This window comes from Streptomyces sp. NPDC048018 (assembly GCF_043202995.1).
Lineage (GTDB): Bacteria > Actinomycetota > Actinomycetes > Streptomycetales > Streptomycetaceae > Streptomyces.
Map to the genome: position 1 here is coordinate 1,086,035 of NZ_JBIDBK010000001.1, position 19,726 is coordinate 1,105,760.

Sequence of the window (19,726 nt, forward strand, 5' to 3'; positions counted from 1 at the left end):
CTGTGCCGTTGGCATGTGGCAGAAACACGCCCCTGGGGATTGTGGGGCGGACCGGACCCGATGCGCCAAGACCATGCGAAACACAGTCAGAAACAATCGTCAACCATTCCGCTTTCGGCCAAACTTGGTGGCGATATTGCTCCACCCCGGAAAGATCAACACCATGAAGTGGTCGGCCTGTTCGGGACGGGACCACTGCCGATGCACCACCTGCTCGGACCACTCGACGAGCAGGCGTTTCGCAGGGGAGGACTCGGATGGACGGCTACTTCAGCAGTCGCATGCATCATCAGCTCCGGGAGACCGTTCGGGACTTCGCAGAGCGTGAGGTTCGGCCACGGATACCCGAGATGGAAGCGTCGCGCTCCGTGCACCACGAACTCTCCCGGCTGATCGCCGGGCAGGGCTGGCTGGGCGCGACTATCGGCCACGAGTACGGCGGCATGGGCGCAGGCCATCTGGCCAAGACCATCATCATCGAGGAGCTCTCGCGGGTCAGCGGCGCGATGGGCGCCATGGTCCAGGCCTCGCAGCTCGGCACCGCCAAGATCGTGCACTTCGGCAGCGACGAGCAGCGGAAGACCTGGCTTCCGGCCATCGCGGCCGGCGAGTGCCTGCCCACCATCGCGGTGACCGAGCCCGAGTCCGGCGGCCATGTCCTCGGCATGTCCGCGACCGCGGTGCGTGACGGCGACGACTACATCCTCAACGGCAGCAAGGTGTACGTCGGCAACAGCCACGTCGGCGATCTCCACGGTGTCGTGGTCCGAACCGGTCCGGGATCGAAGGGACTCACGGCCTTCCTGGTCGAATCCGATCGCCCGGGGTTCAGGACCGGCCCACAGCAGCCGGCCATGGGGCTGCACGGCTTCAGCTTCGGCGAGCTCATCTTCGAGAACTGCCGGGTGCCGGCCGGCAACCGGCTCGGCGACGAGGGCGACGGGCTCGCGGTCGCCTACTCCTCCAGCGTGCTCTACGGCCGCGCGAACCTCACCGCGGTCTCCCTCGGCATCCACCAGGCCATCCTGGAGGAGACCACCCGTTTCGCCACCGAGCGCATCCGCTACGGAAAGCCGCTCGCCGCACTCCCCACCGTGAAGCTGAAGCTGGGCCAGATGCAGTCGCGGCTGATGACGGCCCGGCTCGCCGCGTACCACGCCGTCCACCTGCTCGACCAGGGCATGTCCTGCGACACCGAGCTGATGAACGCCAAGCTGGTCAACGTCGAGTCCGCCCTCGACTCCGGGCGCAACGCCATGGAGATCCACGCGGCGGCCGGCCTCTTCACCGACCGGGCCATCGAGCGCTACCTCCGCGACGCGCACCACATCTTCGCCCCCGCGGGCACCTCCGACATCCAGCTCCTCCGCCTCGCCGAGGTCGCCCTCGGACAGGACAAGGGCAGCTGGTCGGAGCGGCTCTCCGAGGTGGTGCGCATGGAGCCCGCGCACATCTGACGCGCCCTCATGGAGACAACCATGCCCCGGAGTCCGGCAAGGAAGCCGAACACCGGGGCACCGCTACGCCCGGGCGCAGCCGTCGGTCGGACGGACCGTCAGAACATGCCGTCCTCGCGGCGGTGGATCTGCTCCACCAGCTCGGCCGCCATCGCCTTGATCGTCTCCAGGCCGGCGCGGCCCCAGGGCCGTACGTCCGTGTCGACGACGCAGATGGTGCCGAGGGCCACCCCGGTCCGGTCGATCAGCGGGGCGCCCATGTAGGAGCGGATGCCGATCTCGTCCACGACCGGGTTGCCCGCGAAGCGCGGGTAGTCGCAGACGTCCTCCAGGACGAGGGCCTTGCGGCGCACGACGACATGCGGGCAGTAGCCGTGGTCGCGGGCCATGAAGCGGCCGACGCCGCCGCCGGCGGCGTTCGCCCCGAGGTCGGTGCCGGAGTGGCTGCCGGCCGGGGTGTGCAGGCCGGCGAAGAACTGCCGGTTCTCGTCGATGAAGTTGACCATCGAGAAGGGGGCACCGGTCACGTCCGCGAGCCGGTGGGCGAAGTCGTCGAAGGCCGGGTCGGGCTGCTCGCCGAGGCCCAGTTCCCGCAGCCGGCGGACCCGGGCGGGCGCCTCGTGGTCGATGGGGGTGAGCAGCAGATGACCGGTCGGGTCGTAGGTCATGTCGTGGCTCCGTAGGTCGGCGCGGCGGCCGGGATGTTGGTGAGCAGATGCTGGACGAGGGTCAGCAGGGTACGGATGCCCGAGCTGGAGATCCGGGCGTCGCAGAGCACGACCGGCACCGTGGGCCTGAGGTCCAGGGCGGCCCGCACCTCGTCCGGGTCGTAGCGGAAGGCACCGTCGAACTCGTTGACCGCCACCACGAACTCGATGCCCCGCCGCTCGAAGAAGTCGACGGCGGAGAAACACTCCTGGAGACGGCGGGTGTCGGCGAGGACGACCGCACCGAGGGCACCCTCGGAGAGCTCGTCCCACATGAACCAGAAGCGCTCCTGGCCCGGCGTGCCGAACAGGTAGAGCACGTTGCGGTCGTCCAGGGTGATGCGTCCGAAGTCCATCGCGACGGTGGTCGTGGTCTTGGACTCCACGCCCTCCAGGCTGTCGGTGGCCGCGCTGACGGAGGTCAGGAGCTCTTCGGTGCTCAGTGGTTCGATCTCGCTGACGGCGCCCACGAACGTGGTCTTGCCCACGCCGAACCCGCCCGCCACCAGGATCTTCAGGGCGGTGGGAAACGGGTCGGCCGCGAAGCTGTCGTGACCGCGGTCGTGAGGCTCAGAGCCGTTGTCGTAGGCCATCGAGCACTGCCTCCAGCAAGGAACGGTCGGTTGGGTTGGCGTGGAAGCGGGGCGCTCGGGCGGTGAGCGCCCCGCAGTCCACGAGGTCGGAGAGCAGGACCTTGGTGACGACGGCCGGGAGCCGTAAGTGCGCCGCGATCTCCGCCACCGAGGTGGGGCCGCCGCACAACCCGAGAGCCAGGTTGTGCTCGGGACCCATGTGCGGCTGCGGGCTCGAACCGGTCGCCATCACCATGGAGAGCAGGTCGAGCGCGGCAGTCGGCTTGGTCCGGCCGCCGCTCACGGTGTACGGGCGGATCAGCCGGCCTGCCGCGTCGTCGAGCCAAGGCCCTTCCTGAGAGGAGCCCATGTTCACCGACCCGCGCTGCCCATGGCGCCGGCGGCCTGCCTGGCCGGGGTGACCAGGTACGGCCGCACGCTCTTCACGAGCATGGCCATCTCGTAGCCGAGGACGGCGGCGTCCGCCTCCCGGCCGGCGAGCACCGCGAGGCAGGTGCCGGAGCCGGCGGTGGACACGAACAGCAGGGTGGAGTCCAGTTCGACCACGACCTGCCGGACCTCGCCGCCGTCGCCGAAGCGCGCGCCGGCGCTGCGGCCCAGCGAGTACAGGCCGGAGGCCAGCGCGGCCATGTGGTCGGCCGCGTCGGGGTCGAGGCCGTGCACGGACTTCACCAGACCGTCGGAGGAGAGCAGTACGGCGTTACGCGTGTACGGGACCCGCTGGACCAGGCCGCTGAGCAGCCAGTCGAGATCCGAGGAATGGCCGTTCGGCGCATTGCTCGCCATGGTGTCTACTCCTTGTGCGCGTCACCGGGACGCAGCGATTCACGGGGGGCGGGCTGGGATTCTGCGAGACCGATGCCGCGCTGGAAGGCGGCCATCAGACCCGGGTCGTGCAGGGCGTGCTCCTCGGGCTTGCGGGCCACGGGCTCGTCGCGCAGCTGCGGGACGAGGTGTTCCTGGGCGCGCCGCTTGGGGAGGACGGGCCTGCCCGGCACTCCGGGACGCGAGGACGGGGGGACCTCGGCGGCCGGAGCGGAGTGGGTGGAGCCGGGCCGCACGGGCTCGGCGGGGGCGGGCTGGTGCGGGACACCGGGCAGACCGGCGCCGGCCGACCCGCCGGACCCGCCAGGCAGGGCGGACCCGCCGGTCAGGGCGGAGCCGGTGGGGCCACCGGGCATCGTGGGCATGCCGGAGCCGGCCGGCACACCGGGCGCGCCGGTGCCGTGGGGCGCGGGGCGCTGTCCGGCGGTGACACCGGGGGCGCCGGTGCCGTGGGGCGCGGGGCGCTGTCCGGCGGGGGCGACGGAGGTGGTCGCGGCCGGGGCGGCGGGGGCCGCCGGGGCGGGTACGTACGGCTGCGCGTAGGCCTGGGGCTGCGGCTGCGGCTGCGCCGCCACGGGGGTGGGGGCGGGCGCTGCCGGCGCGGGCGCCGGTGCCGTCGGGGGCGCCGCGACCTGGGGCGGCGCCTGCCCGGCGGCCTGGCCGACCGCGGGGGCCTGGGACGGGGCCTGAGCCTGGACCTCCCCCGGGGCGTGCACCGGTACCTGCGCCCGGCCCTCGCTGCGGGCGAGGCCCTCGGGGTCCGCGCCGAGCAGGCCCTGGGGCAGCACCAGCACGGCCTGGACGCCGCCGTAGATGTTCGACTGGAGGCGGACGGCGATGCCGTGGCGCCGGGCGAGGGCCGAGACGACGAAGAGGCCGATGCGGCCGTCCTGGAGCAGGTGGGCGACGTTGACCTGGTCCGGGTCGGCGAGGAGGGCGTTCATCTTGTTCTGCTCGCCGACGGGCATGCCGAGACCGCGGTCCTCGACCTCGATGGCCAGACCGGCCGTCACGTACTGGGCGCGCAGCAGCACCGTGGTGTGCGGCGCGGAGAACAGCGTGGCGTTCTCGACGAGTTCGGCGAGGAGGTGGATGACGTCGGCCACGGCGTGGCCCCGGAGCGTGCCGTCGATCGGCGGGACCAGCTTGACGCGCGGGTACTGCTCGACCTCGGCGATGGAGGAGCGGAGCACCTCCGTCATGGTGACCGGATTCGACCACTGGCGACGGGAGATGGCGCCGCCGAGGACGGCGAGGTTCTCCGCGTGGCGGCGGATGCGGGTGGCGAGGTGGTCGACGTGGAACAGGCCCTTGAGCAGCTCGGGGTCCTCGACCTCGTTCTCCAGCTCGTCGAGGAGCTGGATCTCGCGGTGGACGAGCGACTGGAGCCGGCGGGCGAGGTTCACGAAGACCTCGACCTTCTGTTCGTTCCCGACGCTGCTGGAGAGCTGCGAGGCCGACACCACGGCGTTCACTGCGGCCTCGTGAGAGCGCGTCAGCTCCTGTGCCAGCAGGTCGAACTCGTCGCCGGAGGAGGGGCCGGCGGGAGCCGCCGAGCGGGGCTCGGGGGTCTCGCCCCTGCGCAACTGTGCGATGACCGACTGCAGTTCGGCCTGTCCGCGGGCGGTGTCGCGGCGCAGCGCGTGGGCGCGGTCGAGGACGGTCCTGGCCACCCGGTTCGCGCCGAGGGCCGCGGCGGTCACCGAGGCGACCGTGAGGGCCGCGGCGCCGGTGAGCGCGGCCCACAGGCCGGGCGTCACAGGGGCGGCGGTGGAACGGATCGTGAACAGGACGGCGGCGGCGCCGCCCAGCGCCACGGCGACGGCCGGAAGTACGGAGGTACGCAGGAGTTGGGGGCGAATGCGGGCCTCGTTCGGAAGCGGCGCGGGAGACTGAGCGGATCCGGCGCCGGTCGTGCCGGCGGCGGTGCGGGCGCCTGACCGGCCGTGCCGCCCGCCCTCGCGGCGTTCGGACCGCGCGGCGGGTGCGCGAAGTTGAGACATGAGTGTCCTTGGTACGTGCCCAGCAATCGGCGTACTACGGGGGTGCACTACGGGGGGTGTGCTACGTGGGTTTCCTACGTCAGTGTGATGAGCCTACCGATGATCACCAAGCATCCACTGTAGTTGTCAACCGTTCACGTGCGGTGCGCAGTTGGCAAACTTACCCGTAGACCGCCTCGCTCTGGTATCGCCGCCGTCTGCAGGCCGAGAACACTTGGCCGAAACTCGCCGCTCGGAGGGATCCGCGCCGGAGCGGAGGGGCGCGGAAGCCGACGTGGACCGCACCGCGGCGCAGGAATCGCCCCGGAGCGGAATCCCGCCGCCCGGACACGGGCCGGGGTGATGTGAAGGTTCGGGGTGCGTCCCGCCCGGCACCTTCACACCCCCGGCGCGGACCTGATCGGTCCGGATTCGCGTTCGCGTCGGTGCGTACGTCGGCGTCTGCTCGTGTTCGCGTGGATTGCGGCTTCGCGTGGCTTGCGGCTTCGCGTGGCTTGCGGCTTCGCGTGGCTTGCGGCCGCGGGAACCGCGTCAGCGGCCGCCCCCGGGTCCGGCTCCCCGCTGCGGCCCTCCGGCTCCGAGGGCGGCGGACCGAAAGGGGCGGGCGCCCCCTCGGCCGGTGGAGTGCGGTCCGGCGATCACCCTCCGGCACACCGTGGGGCGGCGCGCTCCGGCACCGCGTCCCCGGCAAGTGAGCTCAGTTCGGATCCGTCGACACGATGTGCGGCGCGATGTGCCGGCCACCGCCCGTACCGCCACCGGGAGCCCCACGGCCCCCGTCAGACGCCCTGCCCGCCGTCCGGCGCTGCCGCCGAGCCGGCCACGCTCACCGCGTCGAGGACGAACGCGACGGTCACGAGGCCGCAAGCCGCGGGGAACTCACCGAAGGGGGCCCGCCGGGACGGACCGCCCGGTCCACCCGCACCACACGGCGTGGTTCCCCGTCCCCGGGCCGGACCGCCCGGTCCACCCGCACCACACGCCGTGGCTCCCCGGGCCGGGCCGACCGGGCCGCGCCGCTGCCCGGCCGGTCCACGTCCGACGTCAGCGGTCACCCGCGAGGTCGAGATCGTGCCGGGGGGCCTCGGCAGGGGCTTCGACCGGCCGGGGCCGGCGCCAGGGGTGGGCGAGGGGCTGGGAGACCCCGCGCCACCAGGCATCCACGGGCAGCTTCCCCGCGGGCTCGAACGGTTCACCCGGCCGCGGGAACGCCACCGCCTGGCCGGCCTCCTCCGCCTCGTACCTCGTCCACTCCCCCGGCTCCGCCCACGCGTGCGGAGCCAGGTTGAAGGTGGCCCAGTGGATCGGCAGCAGCACTCCGCCGGGACCGCCGCCCTGCAGGTCGAGGTGGGCCTGGACGCCCTTCGCGGGCGACATGTGGATGTCCGGCCAGGCCCCCGGCAGCGGCGTGGGGTCGGTGTGGTCCTCGGGCCAGTACTCGGAGTACGCGCCGATCTGGATCATGGTGGCGTCGAAGGGGCCGTGGGCCGCCCCGATGTCCTTGAAGCCGGAGAAGTAGCCGGTGTCGCCGCTGTGGTAGATCCGGTGCTCGGGGCCCTCCACGACCCAGGACGCCCACAGGGTGTGCTGCTGGTTGCGCAGTCCGCGGCCGCAGAAGTGGCGGGCGGGCGTCGCGGTGAGCCGCAGGTCGCCGATCTCGGTGGACTCCGTCCAGTCGAGTTCGCGGATCCGGGACGCGGAAACGCCCCAGTGCTCCAGGTGGGCGCCGACGCCGAGCGGAACCGCGAAGAGGGTCTCGGTGCCGGCCAGCGCCTTGATCGTCGGCAGGTCGAGGTGGTCGTAGTGGTCGTGCGAGATGACCACGACGTCGACCGGGCCGAGGGTCGCGAGCGGCGCGGGGACCGGGTGCAGCCGCTTGGGGCCGGCGAAGGCGAAGGGCGAGCAGCGGTCGCCCCAGACGGGGTCGAAGAGCACCCGCCGGCCGTCGATCTCGGCGAGGACGCTGGAGTGCCCCATCCAGGTGACCCGCAGACCGGTGGCCGGGGGGCGCGCCAGGTCCGCGACGGTGGTGGGGTGGACCGGGATCGTGCCGTGGGGGGCCCGTCGCGCCCGCGCCTCCTTGTCGAAGTAGATCTTCGCGAACTCCCTGGCGGAACCGGACGGCCGGGTCCGGGCCGGCTCGGGGTTCCGGAAGACGCCGTCGGCGAAGTTCGGCGAGCGGAGGATGCGCGCCATGCGCTCCCCCGTCGGATCGGCGCCGAAGGCCGCGGGGCGCAGCGCGCGCAGCCGTGCCCGCAGCGTGTGGTCGGAGCCAGTGCCGGTCACAGGACCTCCTGAGGTCAAGGGTCTCTTCATTATGAGCGGCCCGGCGACCGGGCGGCCGGTCACTCCCTCCGGCCCCTCCTCGCACAGGCATGTCCTCGTCACGTGCTGTGTAGGGTCGGGAGCGTGGCGAGAGAGCGCTTGAGCGTGCCCGAGCGGCGGGAGGCCCTGCTGCGGGCAGCGGTGACCCAGATCGAGGCACGCGGTGCCGCGGCCCTGCGGATCGCCGACGTGGCCGCCGAGCTCGGGGTGAGCAACGCTCTCGTCCTGTACCACTTCGCCACGAAGGAACAGCTGGTCGCGGCCGCCTTCGCGCACGCCGCCGAGCAGGACCTGGCCCGCCTGCGCAAGCTCCTCGGCCGCCGGACCACCGCCGTGCGCCGGCTGCGCGCGGCCGTCCGCTGGTACGCCCCGACCGGCCAGGCCAAGGGCTGGCGGCTCTGGATCGAGAGCTGGGCGCTGGCGCCCCGCGAGCCGGCGTTGCGCGAGGTCGCCGGTTCGCTGGACCGCGCCTGGAAGGAGGCCCTGGCCTCGGCGATCTCGGAGGGGGCGGAGGCCGGCGAGTTCTCCTGCGCCGACCCGGCCGCCGCGGCCTGGCGGCTCACCGCGTTCCTGGACGGCCTGGCCGTCCGGATGACCGCGTATCCGGGCGCCCTCGCCCGCGCCACGATGCTGGAGTGGGCGGACGCGGCCCTCGCGCGCGAGCTCGGGCTGCCGGCGCTCCCGTCGTCCAGCCCGCCCTGACGCCTCGCCGTGAGGACCCTTCGCCGGGGGGCGCGGGCGGGGGCACGTCCCGCCCGCGCGCCACTCGTGCCCGGCCCGCTCCTTCGGCTCTCCGCGGGCGGCCGTCAGCAGTTCAGGGTGAGCGGCGGACGCCAGACGCGTCCGTCGCCGGGGCTGCCCGGGGTGGGGACGTAGCGCAGGGGCACGAGGTGGGTGGGGGCGGCGGCCTCGTTGCGGGTGCCGAGCCAGAGGTCGATGATCTGCCAGGGCCGGCCGTCGAGGACGGTGACGGTCCTGGGCTGGCCCCCACAGCTGTTGCCGTCGAAGACGCGTCGCCCGGACGCCGGGGCGCTCCAGCCCACGTTGCCGGGCGCGGTCCAGCCCTCGTAGAGGGAGGGCGCGGTGGCGTAGCCGATCGGGGTGCCGGCGCAGTAGCCGCAGGCGGTGTCGGCGTAGGTGAGGACGTAGCGCCGCCACACCGGGTCCCAGTAGCCGCCCGGCCCCTCGACGTTCGTGAGCCCGGCGACCTTGCGCACGCCGACGCCGTGCCCGCCGCTCCCCAGTGCGTCGAGCTCTTCGAGATTGAGCTGGGCGGCGCCGGGCTGGGTGCAGACGAGGGCGGGCGGCGCGCCGGGGGTGCCCGAGGCGATGATGCCGAAGTCCCCGTTGCCGTTGCAGAAGGAGAGCGTGGGCTTCCGGTACCAGCCGTCGGGCCCCGCGCCGGGTCCGCACGGTCCGGCGGCCGAGGCGCAGCCCATGACGTCGTAGGCGTTCGACCCGTCGAGCGAGTGGTGCCGGGGGCTGTTGAACCAGAGGACGAAGGCGCCGTCGTCCCGGCCCCAGCCGGTGCGGCGGATCATGCGCGGGTTGAAGCAGCCCTGGGCCGTGCCGCCGCAGGTGTCCTGCCAGGAGGCGCGGGTCCACGGGTCGACGCCGGCCGGATCGAAGAGGGGCGTGGGGGTGCTCCAGGGGCCCCGGGGCGTGGGGGCGGTGGAGACGCCGAACCCGCACCAGGGGGTGGGCGGCGCGTACCACTCGAAGCCGCAGCCGTACATCGAGCCGTACATGTAGTACGTGGGGCCGAACTTGACGATCTGACCGTCGTGGAGGTCGATCCCGCGGATGGTGAACGCGGCCGGGCGGGCGGGCGGCGGCGCGGTCCACCCGCCTTCCGAGGGCTCGGCCCACGGTTCCGTCGGGGGTTCGGCCCAGGGCGTGCCCGGAGGCTCGGGTGACGCTGCCGCCGACGGCCCGTCGGGGGTCCGGGGGCGTGCGGAGCCCGCCTCGCCCGTGGGGCTGGTGTCCCCGCCCGTGGGCGGGTCGGCGCCGGCCGCCGGGAGGGGGACGAGGAGCGTGGCCACGGCGAGCAGCAGGGCGGGGAGGGTGCGACGCATGAACACGAGTGATGATTATCAGACTGATCGTCAGATACCCGACCGGACACGCGCGGGAGCGCGATCGCCCGGCCGCCCCCGTACCGGGTCCGGCGGGCCCGGCCCCGGCCTTGTCGGAGGTGCTTGGTAGAACTGCAGGCATCAGCCGATCTACGCCGTCCGGTGCCACGTCCGGGTGTCAGGAGCAGTCATGACCATTGGGGTTCACCTGCAGGAGTTCCACGGCCTGCCCGTGTGCGAGTTCCCGGCGCCCGGCGCGGCGGCCGAGCTGCCCGACGCCGCGTCGGTGGCCTGGCGGCTGTCCGTCCCGACGTACGCCGAGCCCGAGGACGAGCAGTGGCAGCCCCTCTTCGAGCGCTTCCTCGCGACCGTGGACACCGCCCGGGTGCGGGCCGTGGTCGTGGGCGGCTGGGACGAGCCGTACGAGACCTCGTCGGCCGCCATCGTGACGGCCCTGATCGGCGCCAACGACCGGCTGACCGGACTGGAGGCGGTGTTCCTCGGCGACATGACGTTCGAGGACTGCGAGATCTCCTGGATCGTCCAGTCCGACGTCACCCCGCTGCTCGCCGCCTATCCGGCACTGCGGGCCCTGGGCGTGCGCGGCGGCACCGGCCTGGCCTTCCCGCCGGTGCGGCACACCGGGCTGCGGAGCCTCCTCGTCGAGACCGGCGGACTGAGCGGCGCGGTGGTGCGCGGCATCGCCGGGAGCGAGCTGCCCGCGCTGGAGGACCTGGAGCTGTGGCTGGGCACCGACACCTACGGCGGTGACACCACGGTCGCCGACCTGGCGCCGTTGCTCGCGGGCGACCGGGTGCCGGCGCTGCGGCGCCTGGGCCTGCGCAACAGCGACATCCAGGACGAGGTCGCCGCCGCCGTCGCGGACGCGCCCGTCCTCGCCCGTCTGGAGGCCCTGGACCTGTCCATGGGCACCCTCACCGACGTCGGCGCGGTGGCGCTGCTCGCCGGGGGTGCGCTGACGGGGCTGCGCCGGCTCGGCCTCGCGCACCACTACCTGTCGAAGGAGACCGCCGACCGGGTGGCCGCCGCGCTGGCCCCGCACGGCGTCCTGGTCGACCTGGGCGACCCGCAGACGCCCGAGGACGACGGCGCCGGTGAGGGCCACCGGTACGTAGCGGTCGCCGAATGACCTCCGCCCCGGCCCTCGTCGTCGTCGGCGATCCGGAGGGCCGCCGCGTGCGGTTCTTCCAGGACGCGGCGCTCGCCGCCGGGCTGCCCCGGCCGCGGGCCGTGCCGTGGCTCGACGTGCTGCGGGGCGGGGCCGCCTTCCGTCCGGGCGAGCGGGTGCGCCTGGACTCCCCCGGCGAGCAGCCGGAGGTGGACCGGCTGCTGCGCGGCGTGCCGGAGCCGACCCGGGTCGAGGGCAGCGGCCGGTGGTACGCGGGCTTCACGGCGGCCGTCGCCGGCCTCGCCGCCCAGGTGCGGTCCGCCGGTGCGGAGCTGCTCGCCGACCCCGGCGAGCTCGCGGTCCTCTTCGACAAGCGGCGGAGCCACGAGCGGCTGGCCGCGGCGGGCGTGCCGGTGCCGCCCTCGCCCACCTCGGGGGCGGCGGCTCCGCCCGTACGGGGATGGGAGCACGTGCGGGCCATCACGGCGGACCCCGGGATGCGCCGGGTGTTCGTGAAGCTCGCGCACGGCTCTTCGGCGTCCGGGGTGCTCGCCGTCGAGACGGCCGGCGGGGGCCGGGTGCAGGCCACCACCTCGGTGGAACGCCGGGCCGACGGCCGGCTGCACAACTCGCTGCGGGTCCGCCGCTACACGTCGGAGCGTGAGGTCGCGGCGATCGTGGACGCGCTCGCCCCGGACGGGCTGCACGTGGAGCGCTGGCTGCCGAAGGCCTCGCTCGGCGGCCGGGCCGCCGACCTGCGGGTGGTGGTGGTCGACGGCCGGGCCACCCACGCCGTGGTCCGCACCAGCCGCTCCCCCATGACCAATCTGCATCTCGGCGGCGCCCGGGGCGATCTGGACGCGGTGCGCGCCGCGATCGCCGCGGCGGGCGGCCGTTTCGCCGACGCGCTCACCGTCTGCGAACGAGCCGCCGCGGCCTTCCCCGGCACCCGCTGCGTGGGCGTCGACCTGCTCCCCGGGACCGGCTGGCGCCGCTTCTCGGTCGGCGAGGTCAACGCCTTCGGCGATCTGCTGCCCGGCCTCACCGGCCTGCCCGGCGGCGGCGCCGAGGGCCGGGACACCTACGCGGCCCAGGTCGCCGCCCTCCTCCGTACGCGAACCACAGGAACGAGCACGTCGTGAATCCCCCGCCCCCCGCCGCACCCGGCCCGCCGGCCGCATCCGTCGTGCGGCCCGCAGCCGCCGCGTCGGTCGCACCCGTCGCCCCGAAGGCGCCCGCCGGGCGGACCGCAGCTCTCGCCCCGGACGCGCCCGCCGAGCGGACCGCGCCCGACATGAACGAGGTCGTCGGCGGTCACGACCTGCTGCTGGTCACCCTCGACACCCTGCGGTACGACGTCGCCGCCGAGCTCGCCGCCGCGGGCCGCATCCCGAACCTGGCCCGGCACCTGCCCGGCGGGGCCTGGGAGCGCCGGCACGCGCCCGGCAGCTTCACCTACGCCTCGCACCAGGCCATCTTCGCGGGCTTTCTGCCCACTCCGGCGGCGCCCGGCCCGCACCCGAGGCTCTTCGCGGCCTCGTTCGCGGGCAGCGAGACGACCGCGGACGGCACCTACGTCTTCGAGACCCCCGACCTGGTCTCGGCGCTCGCGCACGAGGGGTACCGGACGGTGTGCGTGGGCGGCGTCGGTTTCTTCAACCGGCAGCCGCCGCTCGGCACGGTGCTCCCCGGAATGTTCCAGGAGAGCCACTGGGAGCCCTCGTTCGGGGTGGCCTCGCCGACCTCCTTCGAGTCGCAGGTGGCGCTCGCGGAGGAGGTGGTCGCCGCCCTCCCCCGCGAGCGCCGGCTCTTCCTGTTCGTCAACGTCTCGGCCCTGCACCAGCCCAACTGGTTCCACCTGCCGGGCGCGACCCGTGAGGCCGGCGACTCGAAGGCCACCCACGCGGCCGCCCTGGAGTACGTCGACCGGCACATCGGGCGCCTGTTCGCCGCGATGAGCAGCCGGCGCGCCTGCTTCGCGATCGTCTGCTCCGACCACGGCACGGCGTACGGGGACGACGGGTTCACCGGCCACCGGCTGGGCCACGAGGTGGTGTGGACGGTGCCGTACGCCCAGTTCGTCCTGCCCGGCCCGGCCGACGGGGACGCACGGGAGGCGGCCGCGTGACCGTGCTCAGGCCCCCGGCCGACATCCCGCGCCCGTACCGCAGTTACGTGTACGCGTACCCGCACAAGACCGCGTACCGGCCGCTTCCCGATCGCCCGTCCCTCGCCGCGCTCTGGGCGGACGAGCCGAAGGACGCCCTGTCGCTCTACGCGCACATCCCCTTCTGCGAGGTGCGCTGCGGCTTCTGCAACCTCTTCACCCGGATCGGCGCGCCCGGCGAGCTGACCACCCGCTATCTCGACGCGCTCGACCGACAGGCGGCCGCCGTGCGCGAGGCGCTGGGCGACGCGTCGCCGGTGCGGTTCGCGACGGCGGCGTTCGGCGGTGGCACGCCCACCTTCCTCACCGCCGCCGAGCTGGAGCGGCTCTGCGACATCGCCGAGCGGCGCATGGGTGCCGATCTGCGGGCGGTGCCGCTGTCCGTGGAGACCTCGCCCGCGACCGCGACCGCCGACCGGCTGGCGGTCCTCGCCGAGCGGGGCGCGACACGGCTGAGCATCGGCGTGCAGAGTTTCGTCGAGGCGGAGGCCAGGGCGGCGGTGCGCCCGCAGCGCCGGGCGGACGTCGAGGCGGCCCTCGGCCGGATCCGCGCCACCGGCGTCCCGGTCCTCAACATCGACCTCATCTACGGCATCGACGGCCAGACCGAGGACTCCTGGCGCCGCTCGCTCGACGCGGCCCTCGCCTGGCGCCCCGAGGAGCTGTACCTCTACCCGCTGTACGTCCGCCCGCTCACCGGCCTGGGCCGGCAGGCCGCCACCGCTTCGGGGCCGGCGGCCGACCGGGAGTGGGACGAGCAGCGGCTGCGGCTGTACCGCTCGGGCCGCGACCACCTCCTCGCGCGGGGGTACGCGCAGGTGTCGATGCGCATGTTCCGGCGGACGGACGCGCCGCCGCTGGGCCCGGACGACCACGCGTGCCAGACGGACGGCATGATCGGCCTGGGCTGCGGAGCCCGCTCGTACACCTCGGAGCTGCACTACTCCTTCGACTACGCCGTCGGGATGCCGGAGATCCGCGGGATCATCGACGCCTACACGCGGGCCGGGGACTTCACCCGGGCCGAGGTGGGCCGCCGGGTCGACTCCGGCGAGGCCCGCCGCCGGCACCTGCTGCAGTCACTGCTCCAGGCGGAGGGCATGCCGCTCGCCGCCTACACGGCCCGCTTCGGGGGATCGCCGTTCGAGCACTTCGCCGACGAGCTCGCCCGCTTCGAGGAGTGGGGCTGGCTGGACACCGGTGCACCGGCGGGTCTGCTGCGGCTCTCCCCGGAGGGTCTGGCGCACTCGGACGGGCTCGGGCCCGAGCTGTTCTCGCCCGCGGTGAGCGCCGCGATGGCCGCGTACGAGGCGAAGTAGGCACGGCATGGACCTGACCCTGCTCTACCGGGGGCCGCTCGCCTCCTGCGACTACGACTGTCCCTACTGCCCCTTCGCCAAGCGCCGGGACAGCCCCGGGCTGCTGCGCGCCGACCGGGCGGCGCTGGAGCGCTTCACCGGCTGGGCGGCCGGGCAGGACGGGGACCGGCTGCGGATCCTGTTCACGCCGTGGGGCGAGGGCCTGGTGCGGTCCTGGTACCGGCGGGCCATGGTCGAGCTGTCCCGGCTGCCGCACGTGGAGCGGGTGGCGATCCAGACGAACCTGAGCTGCCGCACGGGCTGGCTGGACGAGGCGGACCTGGACACGCTGGCCCTGTGGTGCACCTACCACCCGGGCCAGACGCCGTACGAGCGCTTCCTGGGCAGGTGCCGGGAGCTCGTCTCGCGGGGCGTCCGCTTCAGCGTCGGGATCGTCGGCCTGCCCGAACACCTGGAGCACGCCCGCCGGCTCCGGGAGGCACTGCCGGACCAGGTGTACCTGTGGGTGAACGCGGCCGAGGGACGCACCTACTCCGACCCGGAGGCCGCCGTGTGGACGGCCCTCGACCCCCTCTTCCCGTACAGCCGGCATCCGCACCCCTCGGCGGGCCTGCCGTGCCGCACGGGCGAGTCGGTGGTCTCCGTGGACGGCGAGGGGACGGTGCGCCGCTGCCACTTCGTCAAGGCCGAGCTGGGCAATCTGTACGACGGCTCCTACCGGGCCGCCCTGCGCCCCCGCGCCTGCCCGCTCGCCGCCTGCGACTGCCACATCGGTTACGTCCACCTGGAGACGCTGCCGCTGTACGACGTGTTCGCGGGCGGGGTCCTGGAACGCATCCCGGCGGCCCGGACCTGAGGACGGCCCCGGCGGCCCGCACGGGGCCACGGCCCCGGACGCGTGGGCACCGAGGGCCACGGCGGACCCGTCACGGCGTCCGGGGGGGGCCGGCCGTGTTCCCGGCCGGGCCCCCGGAAGCCCCGCCCCGGGTCGGGTCGCTCCGATCGTGCCGGGCTCGCGGGGTCCGGCACGCCCGGAGGAGACCGTCCTAGATTCCTAGAGCGGGATGAGGTCGGGGCGCTTGGCCTCGACGTGGTCGCCGGAGCTCTCGCCGCGCAGCCGGCGTCCGATCCACGGGACCAGGTACTCCCTGGCCCAGTGGATGTCGTCCTTGCGGACCTCCAGGGCGCCGCGGGGCGGCAGGGGCGGCCACGGCTGCTCCGGGTCGGCCGGCACCGGCACCCCGAGGACCTGGGCGGCGCGCAGCGCGACCCTGGTGTGGCCCTCGGGCGACAGGTGGAGCCGGTCCGCGTCCCAGGCCCGCCGGTCCTGGACGGACCTCAGCGACCACAGGTCGAGCACCGGGCAGCCGTACCGGTCGGCGATGGCCCGGACGTGCCCGTTGTAGGTGGCGATCTTGCCTCGCAGATGCTTGAGCAGGATCACGTCACGGGTGTCGAAGCCGGTGGTCACCATGACGGTGCCGACGGCGGAGGTGAGGTCGGACACGGCGCGCTCGAAGCGCTCGGCCACGTCGTCGGGGTCGGTGCCGGGGCGGATGATGTCGTTCCCGCCGGCGCAGAAGGTCACCAGGTCGGGGGCGAGTTCCTTCGCCCGTGGAACCTGTTCCGCGACGATCTGGTCGAGAAGGCGCCCCCGTACGGCGAGGTTGGCGTACCGGAAGCCCGCGTCCTCCGGCAGCCGGTCGGCGAGCAGGACCGCGAACCGGTCCGCCCAGCCGACGTAGGCCCCGTCCGGACCGGGATCTCCCACGCCCTCGGTGAAGCTGTCACCGATCGCCGCGTACGACCCGAATGCGTTCTTGTCTGTTGATCTCGAATCGTCTGCCACGGGAGCACATTTTTCCCCTCCTGGTGTGACCTACGCGACCGTAAGGAGGGGTTGACGTCGGGTGACATATGCCACCGATAAAGATTCTCCCAAGCCGGAATACGCCGGAGGTCCGGCACAGGGGTACCGGGCCTCCGGGGTGTCGGCGTCACCGACGCGGTACTGACGTGATGTCAGATGCTCACGCCGTGCTGGCGCAGGGCGGCCACCGGGTCGATGTCGGAGCCGTAGTCCGGACCGGTCCGCATCTCGAAGTGCAGGTGCGGGCCGGTGACGTTGCCGGTCGCGCCGGAGAGGCCGATCTCCTGGCCGCCGGTGACGGTCTGGCCGGCGGAGACGGAGATCGAGGAGAGGTGGGCGTACTGCGAGAAGGTGCCGTCGGCGTGCTGGATGACGACCTGGTTGCCGTACGCGCCGCCGTCGCCGGCGGAGTAGACGGTGCCGGGGCCGACCGCGTGGACGGTGGTGCCGGTGGAGGCGACGAAGTCGATGCCGGTGTGGTAGCCGGAGGACCACATCGCGCCGGCGGTCTTGTAGGCGGTGCCGACGCCGGCGCCCGCGATCGGGGCGACCCAGCCGGAGGAGGAGGGCGTACCGGCCGAGGAGGACGACGACGAGGAGCTCGCGGCCGGGGCCGGGGCCGAGCTGCGCTCGCTGCTGCGCGAGGCGCGGGTCGCGTCGCCGGAACCCTTCTGGGCGTGCTCGGCGGCCGCCTTCGGGTGGTGCGTGGCCTTGGCGGTGTTCTTGGCGCCGAGGGTGAGCTTCATGCCCGGCAGGATCAGCGACGGGTCGCCGCCGACGACCTGGCGGTTGTCGCGGTAGAGCTTCTGCCAGCCGCCGGCGAGGTGGTGCTCGGTGGCGATCTTGGACAGGTAGTCGCCGCGGACGACGGTGTACGACTTGGGGGCCGAGGCCGGGGCCTTGGCCGGGGTCACGGCGGCGGGCGCCACGACGGCGACGGCCTGCTGCGGAGTGACGGCCGGGGCGGCCTGCTCGGCGGCGTGCGCGCCGGTGGCGCCGATGAGCGGGAGGGCGACGACGGCCCCTCCGGCTCCGGCGGCCACGAACCCGCGGGTGATCGGGTTGGCCTTGGGGCGGCGGTGCTTACCCTTCACGGGCATGGCGAATTCCTCTCCGTCGCCTGCGAGGTGAGCTGTCGGGTTCGGACGGGAGATGTCCGGCCGCTGTTCGCGACTTCACCCCGAGCCGTCCTTCATCGAGGGATCGGCGTGGTACCTGGGTCCCCCGCTCCTGCCGCGTACGGGTGGGTGCGGACTCCGGTCGGCGGCAGGATTAGGCGGTCCGTCCGGATTGAGCGCGACGCTAGACGAGCGGGGCCGACGGGAACAAGCCACCGTTTTTCCGCCAGTGCCGATCCCGGGAATTGCGGCCGGAATCACGGTCACCCTCCGTGGATGACGGTCCCTCGATTTCCCTTTCCGGAAGGGAATTTGGAAAAGACGATCAGGCACGGTCCGTCACGTCTATGACGCTGCTCACGCCCCGGAGCTCATCTCCCAAGGAATCAGGGCGCGTTACCGCTAAACCCTCAATTCGGACAGAACACCCATTCCCTCCCGAGGGGGTGCGTGCGGGGCCTCCCACCTGGATGATTGCCCCAGGAACCGATCTCGAGACCAGGAGCAACCGTGACGCAAGCGACGACCGAGCCCGAGCTCACCGGCGTACGCAACTTCCGCGATGTGGGCGGGCTGCCGACCGTGGACGGCCGGTCCGTGCGCCCCGGACGCCTCTTCCGCAGCGGCCACCTGGCGCACGCCACGCCCGAGGACGCCTCGTTCCTCGCCTCCCTCGGCCTGCACACCGTCTTCGACTTCCGCAACGACGCCGACCGGATCTTCGAGGGGGACGACGTCGCCCTGCCGGGCGTCCGGAACGTGAACATACCCCTGAGCGATCCCGCCGACGGGAAGGAGTTCTGGCAGATGGTGCGCCAGGGCGACCTGACGCAGCTGCGCGGGCTCCTCGCCGACGGCAAGGCCGCCGCCCGCATGTCCGCTTCGTACCGGAAGATGATGGTCGAGCGCACGGCGGAGCACAGCCGGGTGCTGCACGCGATGGCCGGGGAGAGCGTCCCCGCCCTGATGCACTGCGCCGCCGGAAAGGACCGGGCCGGCCTGTCCGTCGCGATCTCCCTGCTGGCCGTCGGCGTCGAGCGCGAGGCCATCGAGGCCGACTACCTGAAGTCGAACGCCCCGCACCGCCGCTACAAGGTGCAGCGCAGCTCCACCGCCCCTGACGGCATGTCGCCCGAGGTGATGGAGCTGCTGAGCCCGCTGTTCGACGCGCGGGTGGAGTACCTGCGGGCCGCCTTCGACACCATCGACACGACCTGGGGATCGGTGGACGCCTACCTCGTCCAGGGCCTCGGGGTCACCCCCGAGACCCGGGAGCGCCTGCGCGAGCAGTTGCTCTCGGAGGCCTGATCACGGCCGGTCCCCGCTACTGATTCTGCCCGCCGAGCATGAAGAGCAGGTAGAGGAAGCCGGCGAAGAGGTGCCCCGCGACCAGGTACGCGAAGAGACGGAGCACCAGCCCCTTGGGGAACTTGCCGGCACCGCGCTCCTCGCCGGTGACCGGTGCGGACTTCTCGGACATAACACGACCTTTCGGATTGTCAGCGCCGGTGCGGGGTTCCGTCGCCGAGACACAGCTCGGCGACGGGACTCTGCAGGAGGGTGTGGACGAAGAGCAGTTCGGCTCCGGCACGGGTGGCGGCGCCGATCCGGTGCGGGGTGAGCGAGTCGAAGTGCGCGCTGTCCCCCGGGTCGAGGACGTGCACGGCCTCGCCGAGCGCGAGGCGCACCCGCCCCTCGATCACGTGGATCCACTCCTCGCCGGGATGGACCCGCACGATGTCGGCGCGGGTGGCGTAGGGCACGTGCACGCGCAGGCACTGCATCGCGCGTCCGGCGCCGCCGGCCTGGCGGTAGATCCAGCCGTCGGCCTCGACCGGCTCGGAGCGGCCGGCCCGGACGACGGGGTCGCGCTCGGGAGGCACCTCGCCGAGGAGCTCGGACACCGTCGTACCGTAGATGCGGGCGAGGGCGAGCAGCATCGGCAGCGAGGGCTGCCGGTTCCCCGTCTCCAGCCGGGACAGATGGGCGGGCGAGAGGCCGGCCCGCTGCGCGGCGGCCTCCAGGGTGAGCCCCCTGCGGCGGCGCAGGGCCCGCAGCTGCGGGGCGACGTCCGGCAGGACGTCCGGCGCGGCGCGGTCGGCGGGTTCCGGGGCGGTGTCCCCGGGGACGTGGTCCAT

General features: G+C 73.6%; 19 protein-coding genes and 1 riboswitch. Of the genes, 8 read left to right on the forward strand and 11 right to left on the reverse strand.

The genetic code is table 11. The annotated features are described in order from the left end of the window. Positions 1-257 precede the first annotated feature (257 nt). Positions 258-1,457 (forward strand): acyl-CoA dehydrogenase family protein, encoded by a 1,200-nt coding sequence (locus ACGF1Z_RS04840; RefSeq protein WP_392999893.1) that lies wholly within the window; start codon positions 258-260, stop codon positions 1,455-1,457. A gap of 98 nt (positions 1,458-1,555) precedes the next feature. Here ACGF1Z_RS04840 and ACGF1Z_RS04845 read toward each other — a convergent pair whose 3' ends face one another. The 6 genes from ACGF1Z_RS04845 to ACGF1Z_RS04870 all read right to left on the reverse strand — a co-directional run bounded on the left by ACGF1Z_RS04845 (position 1,556) and on the right by ACGF1Z_RS04870 (position 7,871). After that, entirely contained in the window at positions 1,556-2,125 is a 570-nt protein-coding gene (locus ACGF1Z_RS04845; protein ID WP_392999895.1) for a GAF domain-containing protein, read from the reverse strand. Beyond that, positions 2,122-2,757, reverse strand: a complete 636-nt coding sequence (locus ACGF1Z_RS04850; RefSeq protein ID WP_392999897.1) for an ATP/GTP-binding protein — start codon at positions 2,755-2,757, stop codon at positions 2,122-2,124. Before ACGF1Z_RS04850 ends, ACGF1Z_RS04845 begins: the two co-directional genes overlap by 4 nt. Then, positions 2,735-3,106 (reverse strand): DUF742 domain-containing protein, encoded by a 372-nt coding sequence (locus ACGF1Z_RS04855; RefSeq protein ID WP_392999899.1) that lies wholly within the window; start codon positions 3,104-3,106, stop codon positions 2,735-2,737. Before ACGF1Z_RS04855 ends, ACGF1Z_RS04850 begins: the two co-directional genes overlap by 23 nt. A 2-nt stretch (positions 3,107-3,108) precedes the next feature. Next, positions 3,109-3,543: a roadblock/LC7 domain-containing protein gene (locus ACGF1Z_RS04860; protein ID WP_392999901.1), complete on the reverse strand. Its 435-nt coding sequence runs from the start codon at positions 3,541-3,543 to the stop codon at positions 3,109-3,111. 5 nt (positions 3,544-3,548) lie between these two features. Beyond that, positions 3,549-5,585 (reverse strand): ATP-binding protein, encoded by a 2,037-nt coding sequence (locus ACGF1Z_RS04865; protein WP_392999903.1) that lies wholly within the window; start codon positions 5,583-5,585, stop codon positions 3,549-3,551. Between the two features lie 1,044 nt (positions 5,586-6,629). Continuing rightward, complete coding sequence (locus tag ACGF1Z_RS04870; RefSeq protein ID WP_392999905.1) at positions 6,630-7,871, reverse strand: MBL fold metallo-hydrolase; 1,242 nt, start codon at positions 7,869-7,871, stop codon at positions 6,630-6,632. A gap of 123 nt (positions 7,872-7,994) precedes the next feature. Between ACGF1Z_RS04870 and ACGF1Z_RS04875 the strand changes: the two genes are divergently transcribed. Then, positions 7,995-8,612: a TetR/AcrR family transcriptional regulator gene (locus tag ACGF1Z_RS04875; RefSeq protein ID WP_392999907.1), complete on the forward strand. Its 618-nt coding sequence runs from the start codon at positions 7,995-7,997 to the stop codon at positions 8,610-8,612. A gap of 104 nt (positions 8,613-8,716) precedes the next feature. Here the strand turns inward: ACGF1Z_RS04875 and ACGF1Z_RS04880 are convergent, their stop codons facing one another. After that, positions 8,717-9,985 (reverse strand): hypothetical protein, encoded by a 1,269-nt coding sequence (locus ACGF1Z_RS04880; protein WP_392999909.1) that lies wholly within the window; start codon positions 9,983-9,985, stop codon positions 8,717-8,719. 190 nt (positions 9,986-10,175) lie between these two features. Between ACGF1Z_RS04880 and ACGF1Z_RS04885 the strand changes: the two genes are divergently transcribed. From ACGF1Z_RS04885 to ACGF1Z_RS04905, 5 genes are all read left to right on the forward strand, one after another. Further along, on the forward strand, positions 10,176-11,135 hold the full coding sequence (locus ACGF1Z_RS04885) for an STM4015 family protein (RefSeq protein WP_392999911.1): 960 nt from the start codon (positions 10,176-10,178) through the stop codon (positions 11,133-11,135). Next, positions 11,132-12,256, forward strand: a complete 1,125-nt coding sequence (locus ACGF1Z_RS04890; protein ID WP_392999913.1) for an STM4014 family protein — start codon at positions 11,132-11,134, stop codon at positions 12,254-12,256. Before ACGF1Z_RS04885 ends, ACGF1Z_RS04890 begins: the two co-directional genes overlap by 4 nt. Positions 12,257-12,408: 152 nt before the next feature. Then, positions 12,409-13,242 (forward strand): STM4013/SEN3800 family hydrolase, encoded by an 834-nt coding sequence (locus tag ACGF1Z_RS04895; protein WP_393000330.1) that lies wholly within the window; start codon positions 12,409-12,411, stop codon positions 13,240-13,242. After that, the gene (locus ACGF1Z_RS04900; RefSeq protein WP_392999915.1) at positions 13,239-14,600 is read left to right on the forward strand and encodes an STM4012 family radical SAM protein; all 1,362 of its coding nucleotides are present in this window, start codon (positions 13,239-13,241) and stop codon (positions 14,598-14,600) included. The genes ACGF1Z_RS04895 and ACGF1Z_RS04900 overlap by 4 nt, the downstream gene beginning before the upstream one ends. A 7-nt stretch (positions 14,601-14,607) precedes the next feature. Further along, positions 14,608-15,456, forward strand: a complete 849-nt coding sequence (locus ACGF1Z_RS04905; protein WP_392999917.1) for an STM4011 family radical SAM protein — start codon at positions 14,608-14,610, stop codon at positions 15,454-15,456. Between the two features lie 198 nt (positions 15,457-15,654). Here ACGF1Z_RS04905 and ACGF1Z_RS04910 read toward each other — a convergent pair whose 3' ends face one another. Both ACGF1Z_RS04910 and ACGF1Z_RS04915 read right to left on the reverse strand, forming a co-directional pair. Next, entirely contained in the window at positions 15,655-16,449 is a 795-nt protein-coding gene (locus tag ACGF1Z_RS04910; RefSeq protein ID WP_392999919.1) for an SGNH/GDSL hydrolase family protein, read from the reverse strand. 173 nt (positions 16,450-16,622) lie between these two features. Next, positions 16,623-17,570 (reverse strand): peptidoglycan DD-metalloendopeptidase family protein, encoded by a 948-nt coding sequence (locus ACGF1Z_RS04915; protein ID WP_392999921.1) that lies wholly within the window; start codon positions 17,568-17,570, stop codon positions 16,623-16,625. Positions 17,571-17,574: 4 nt separating this feature from the next. After that, a riboswitch (cyclic di-AMP (ydaO/yuaA leader) is annotated at positions 17,575-17,726 on the reverse strand. A 372-nt stretch (positions 17,727-18,098) separates the two neighbouring features. Here ACGF1Z_RS04915 and ACGF1Z_RS04920 point away from each other — a divergent pair. Further along, positions 18,099-18,896 (forward strand): tyrosine-protein phosphatase, encoded by a 798-nt coding sequence (locus ACGF1Z_RS04920; protein WP_392999923.1) that lies wholly within the window; start codon positions 18,099-18,101, stop codon positions 18,894-18,896. Positions 18,897-18,912: 16 nt separating this feature from the next. On the opposite strand, the gene ACGF1Z_RS04925 is transcribed toward ACGF1Z_RS04920, so the two are convergent. Both ACGF1Z_RS04925 and ACGF1Z_RS04930 read right to left on the reverse strand, forming a co-directional pair. Next, positions 18,913-19,068: a DUF6126 family protein gene (locus ACGF1Z_RS04925; protein WP_382482696.1), complete on the reverse strand. Its 156-nt coding sequence runs from the start codon at positions 19,066-19,068 to the stop codon at positions 18,913-18,915. A 19-nt stretch (positions 19,069-19,087) separates the two neighbouring features. Beyond that, a complete protein-coding gene (locus tag ACGF1Z_RS04930) occupies positions 19,088-19,726 on the reverse strand; it encodes a helix-turn-helix domain-containing protein (RefSeq protein WP_392999926.1) in 639 nt (212 codons plus the stop codon).

Coding starts and splice junctions, on each gene's coding strand:
- ACGF1Z_RS04855 (WP_392999899.1), bottom strand. CDS start 3,106: ATGGGCTCCTCTCAGGAAGGGCCTTGGCTCGACGACGCGGCAGGCCGG.
- ACGF1Z_RS04865 (WP_392999903.1), bottom strand. CDS start 5,585: ATGTCTCAACTTCGCGCACCCGCCGCGCGGTCCGAACGCCGCGAGGGC.
- ACGF1Z_RS04915 (WP_392999921.1), bottom strand. CDS start 17,570: ATGCCCGTGAAGGGTAAGCACCGCCGCCCCAAGGCCAACCCGATCACC.
- ACGF1Z_RS04860 (WP_392999901.1), bottom strand. CDS start 3,543: ATGGCGAGCAATGCGCCGAACGGCCATTCCTCGGATCTCGACTGGCTG.
- ACGF1Z_RS04895 (WP_393000330.1), top strand. CDS start 12,409: ATGAACGAGGTCGTCGGCGGTCACGACCTGCTGCTGGTCACCCTCGAC.
- ACGF1Z_RS04905 (WP_392999917.1), top strand. CDS start 14,608: ATGGACCTGACCCTGCTCTACCGGGGGCCGCTCGCCTCCTGCGACTAC.
- ACGF1Z_RS04890 (WP_392999913.1), top strand. CDS start 11,132: ATGACCTCCGCCCCGGCCCTCGTCGTCGTCGGCGATCCGGAGGGCCGC.
- ACGF1Z_RS04845 (WP_392999895.1), bottom strand. CDS start 2,125: ATGACCTACGACCCGACCGGTCATCTGCTGCTCACCCCCATCGACCAC.
- ACGF1Z_RS04930 (WP_392999926.1), bottom strand. CDS start 19,726: ATGGACCACGTCCCCGGGGACACCGCCCCGGAACCCGCCGACCGCGCC.
- ACGF1Z_RS04850 (WP_392999897.1), bottom strand. CDS start 2,757: ATGGCCTACGACAACGGCTCTGAGCCTCACGACCGCGGTCACGACAGC.
- ACGF1Z_RS04840 (WP_392999893.1), top strand. CDS start 258: ATGGACGGCTACTTCAGCAGTCGCATGCATCATCAGCTCCGGGAGACC.
- ACGF1Z_RS04885 (WP_392999911.1), top strand. CDS start 10,176: ATGACCATTGGGGTTCACCTGCAGGAGTTCCACGGCCTGCCCGTGTGC.
- ACGF1Z_RS04925 (WP_382482696.1), bottom strand. CDS start 19,068: ATGTCCGAGAAGTCCGCACCGGTCACCGGCGAGGAGCGCGGTGCCGGC.
- ACGF1Z_RS04880 (WP_392999909.1), bottom strand. CDS start 9,985: ATGCGTCGCACCCTCCCCGCCCTGCTGCTCGCCGTGGCCACGCTCCTC.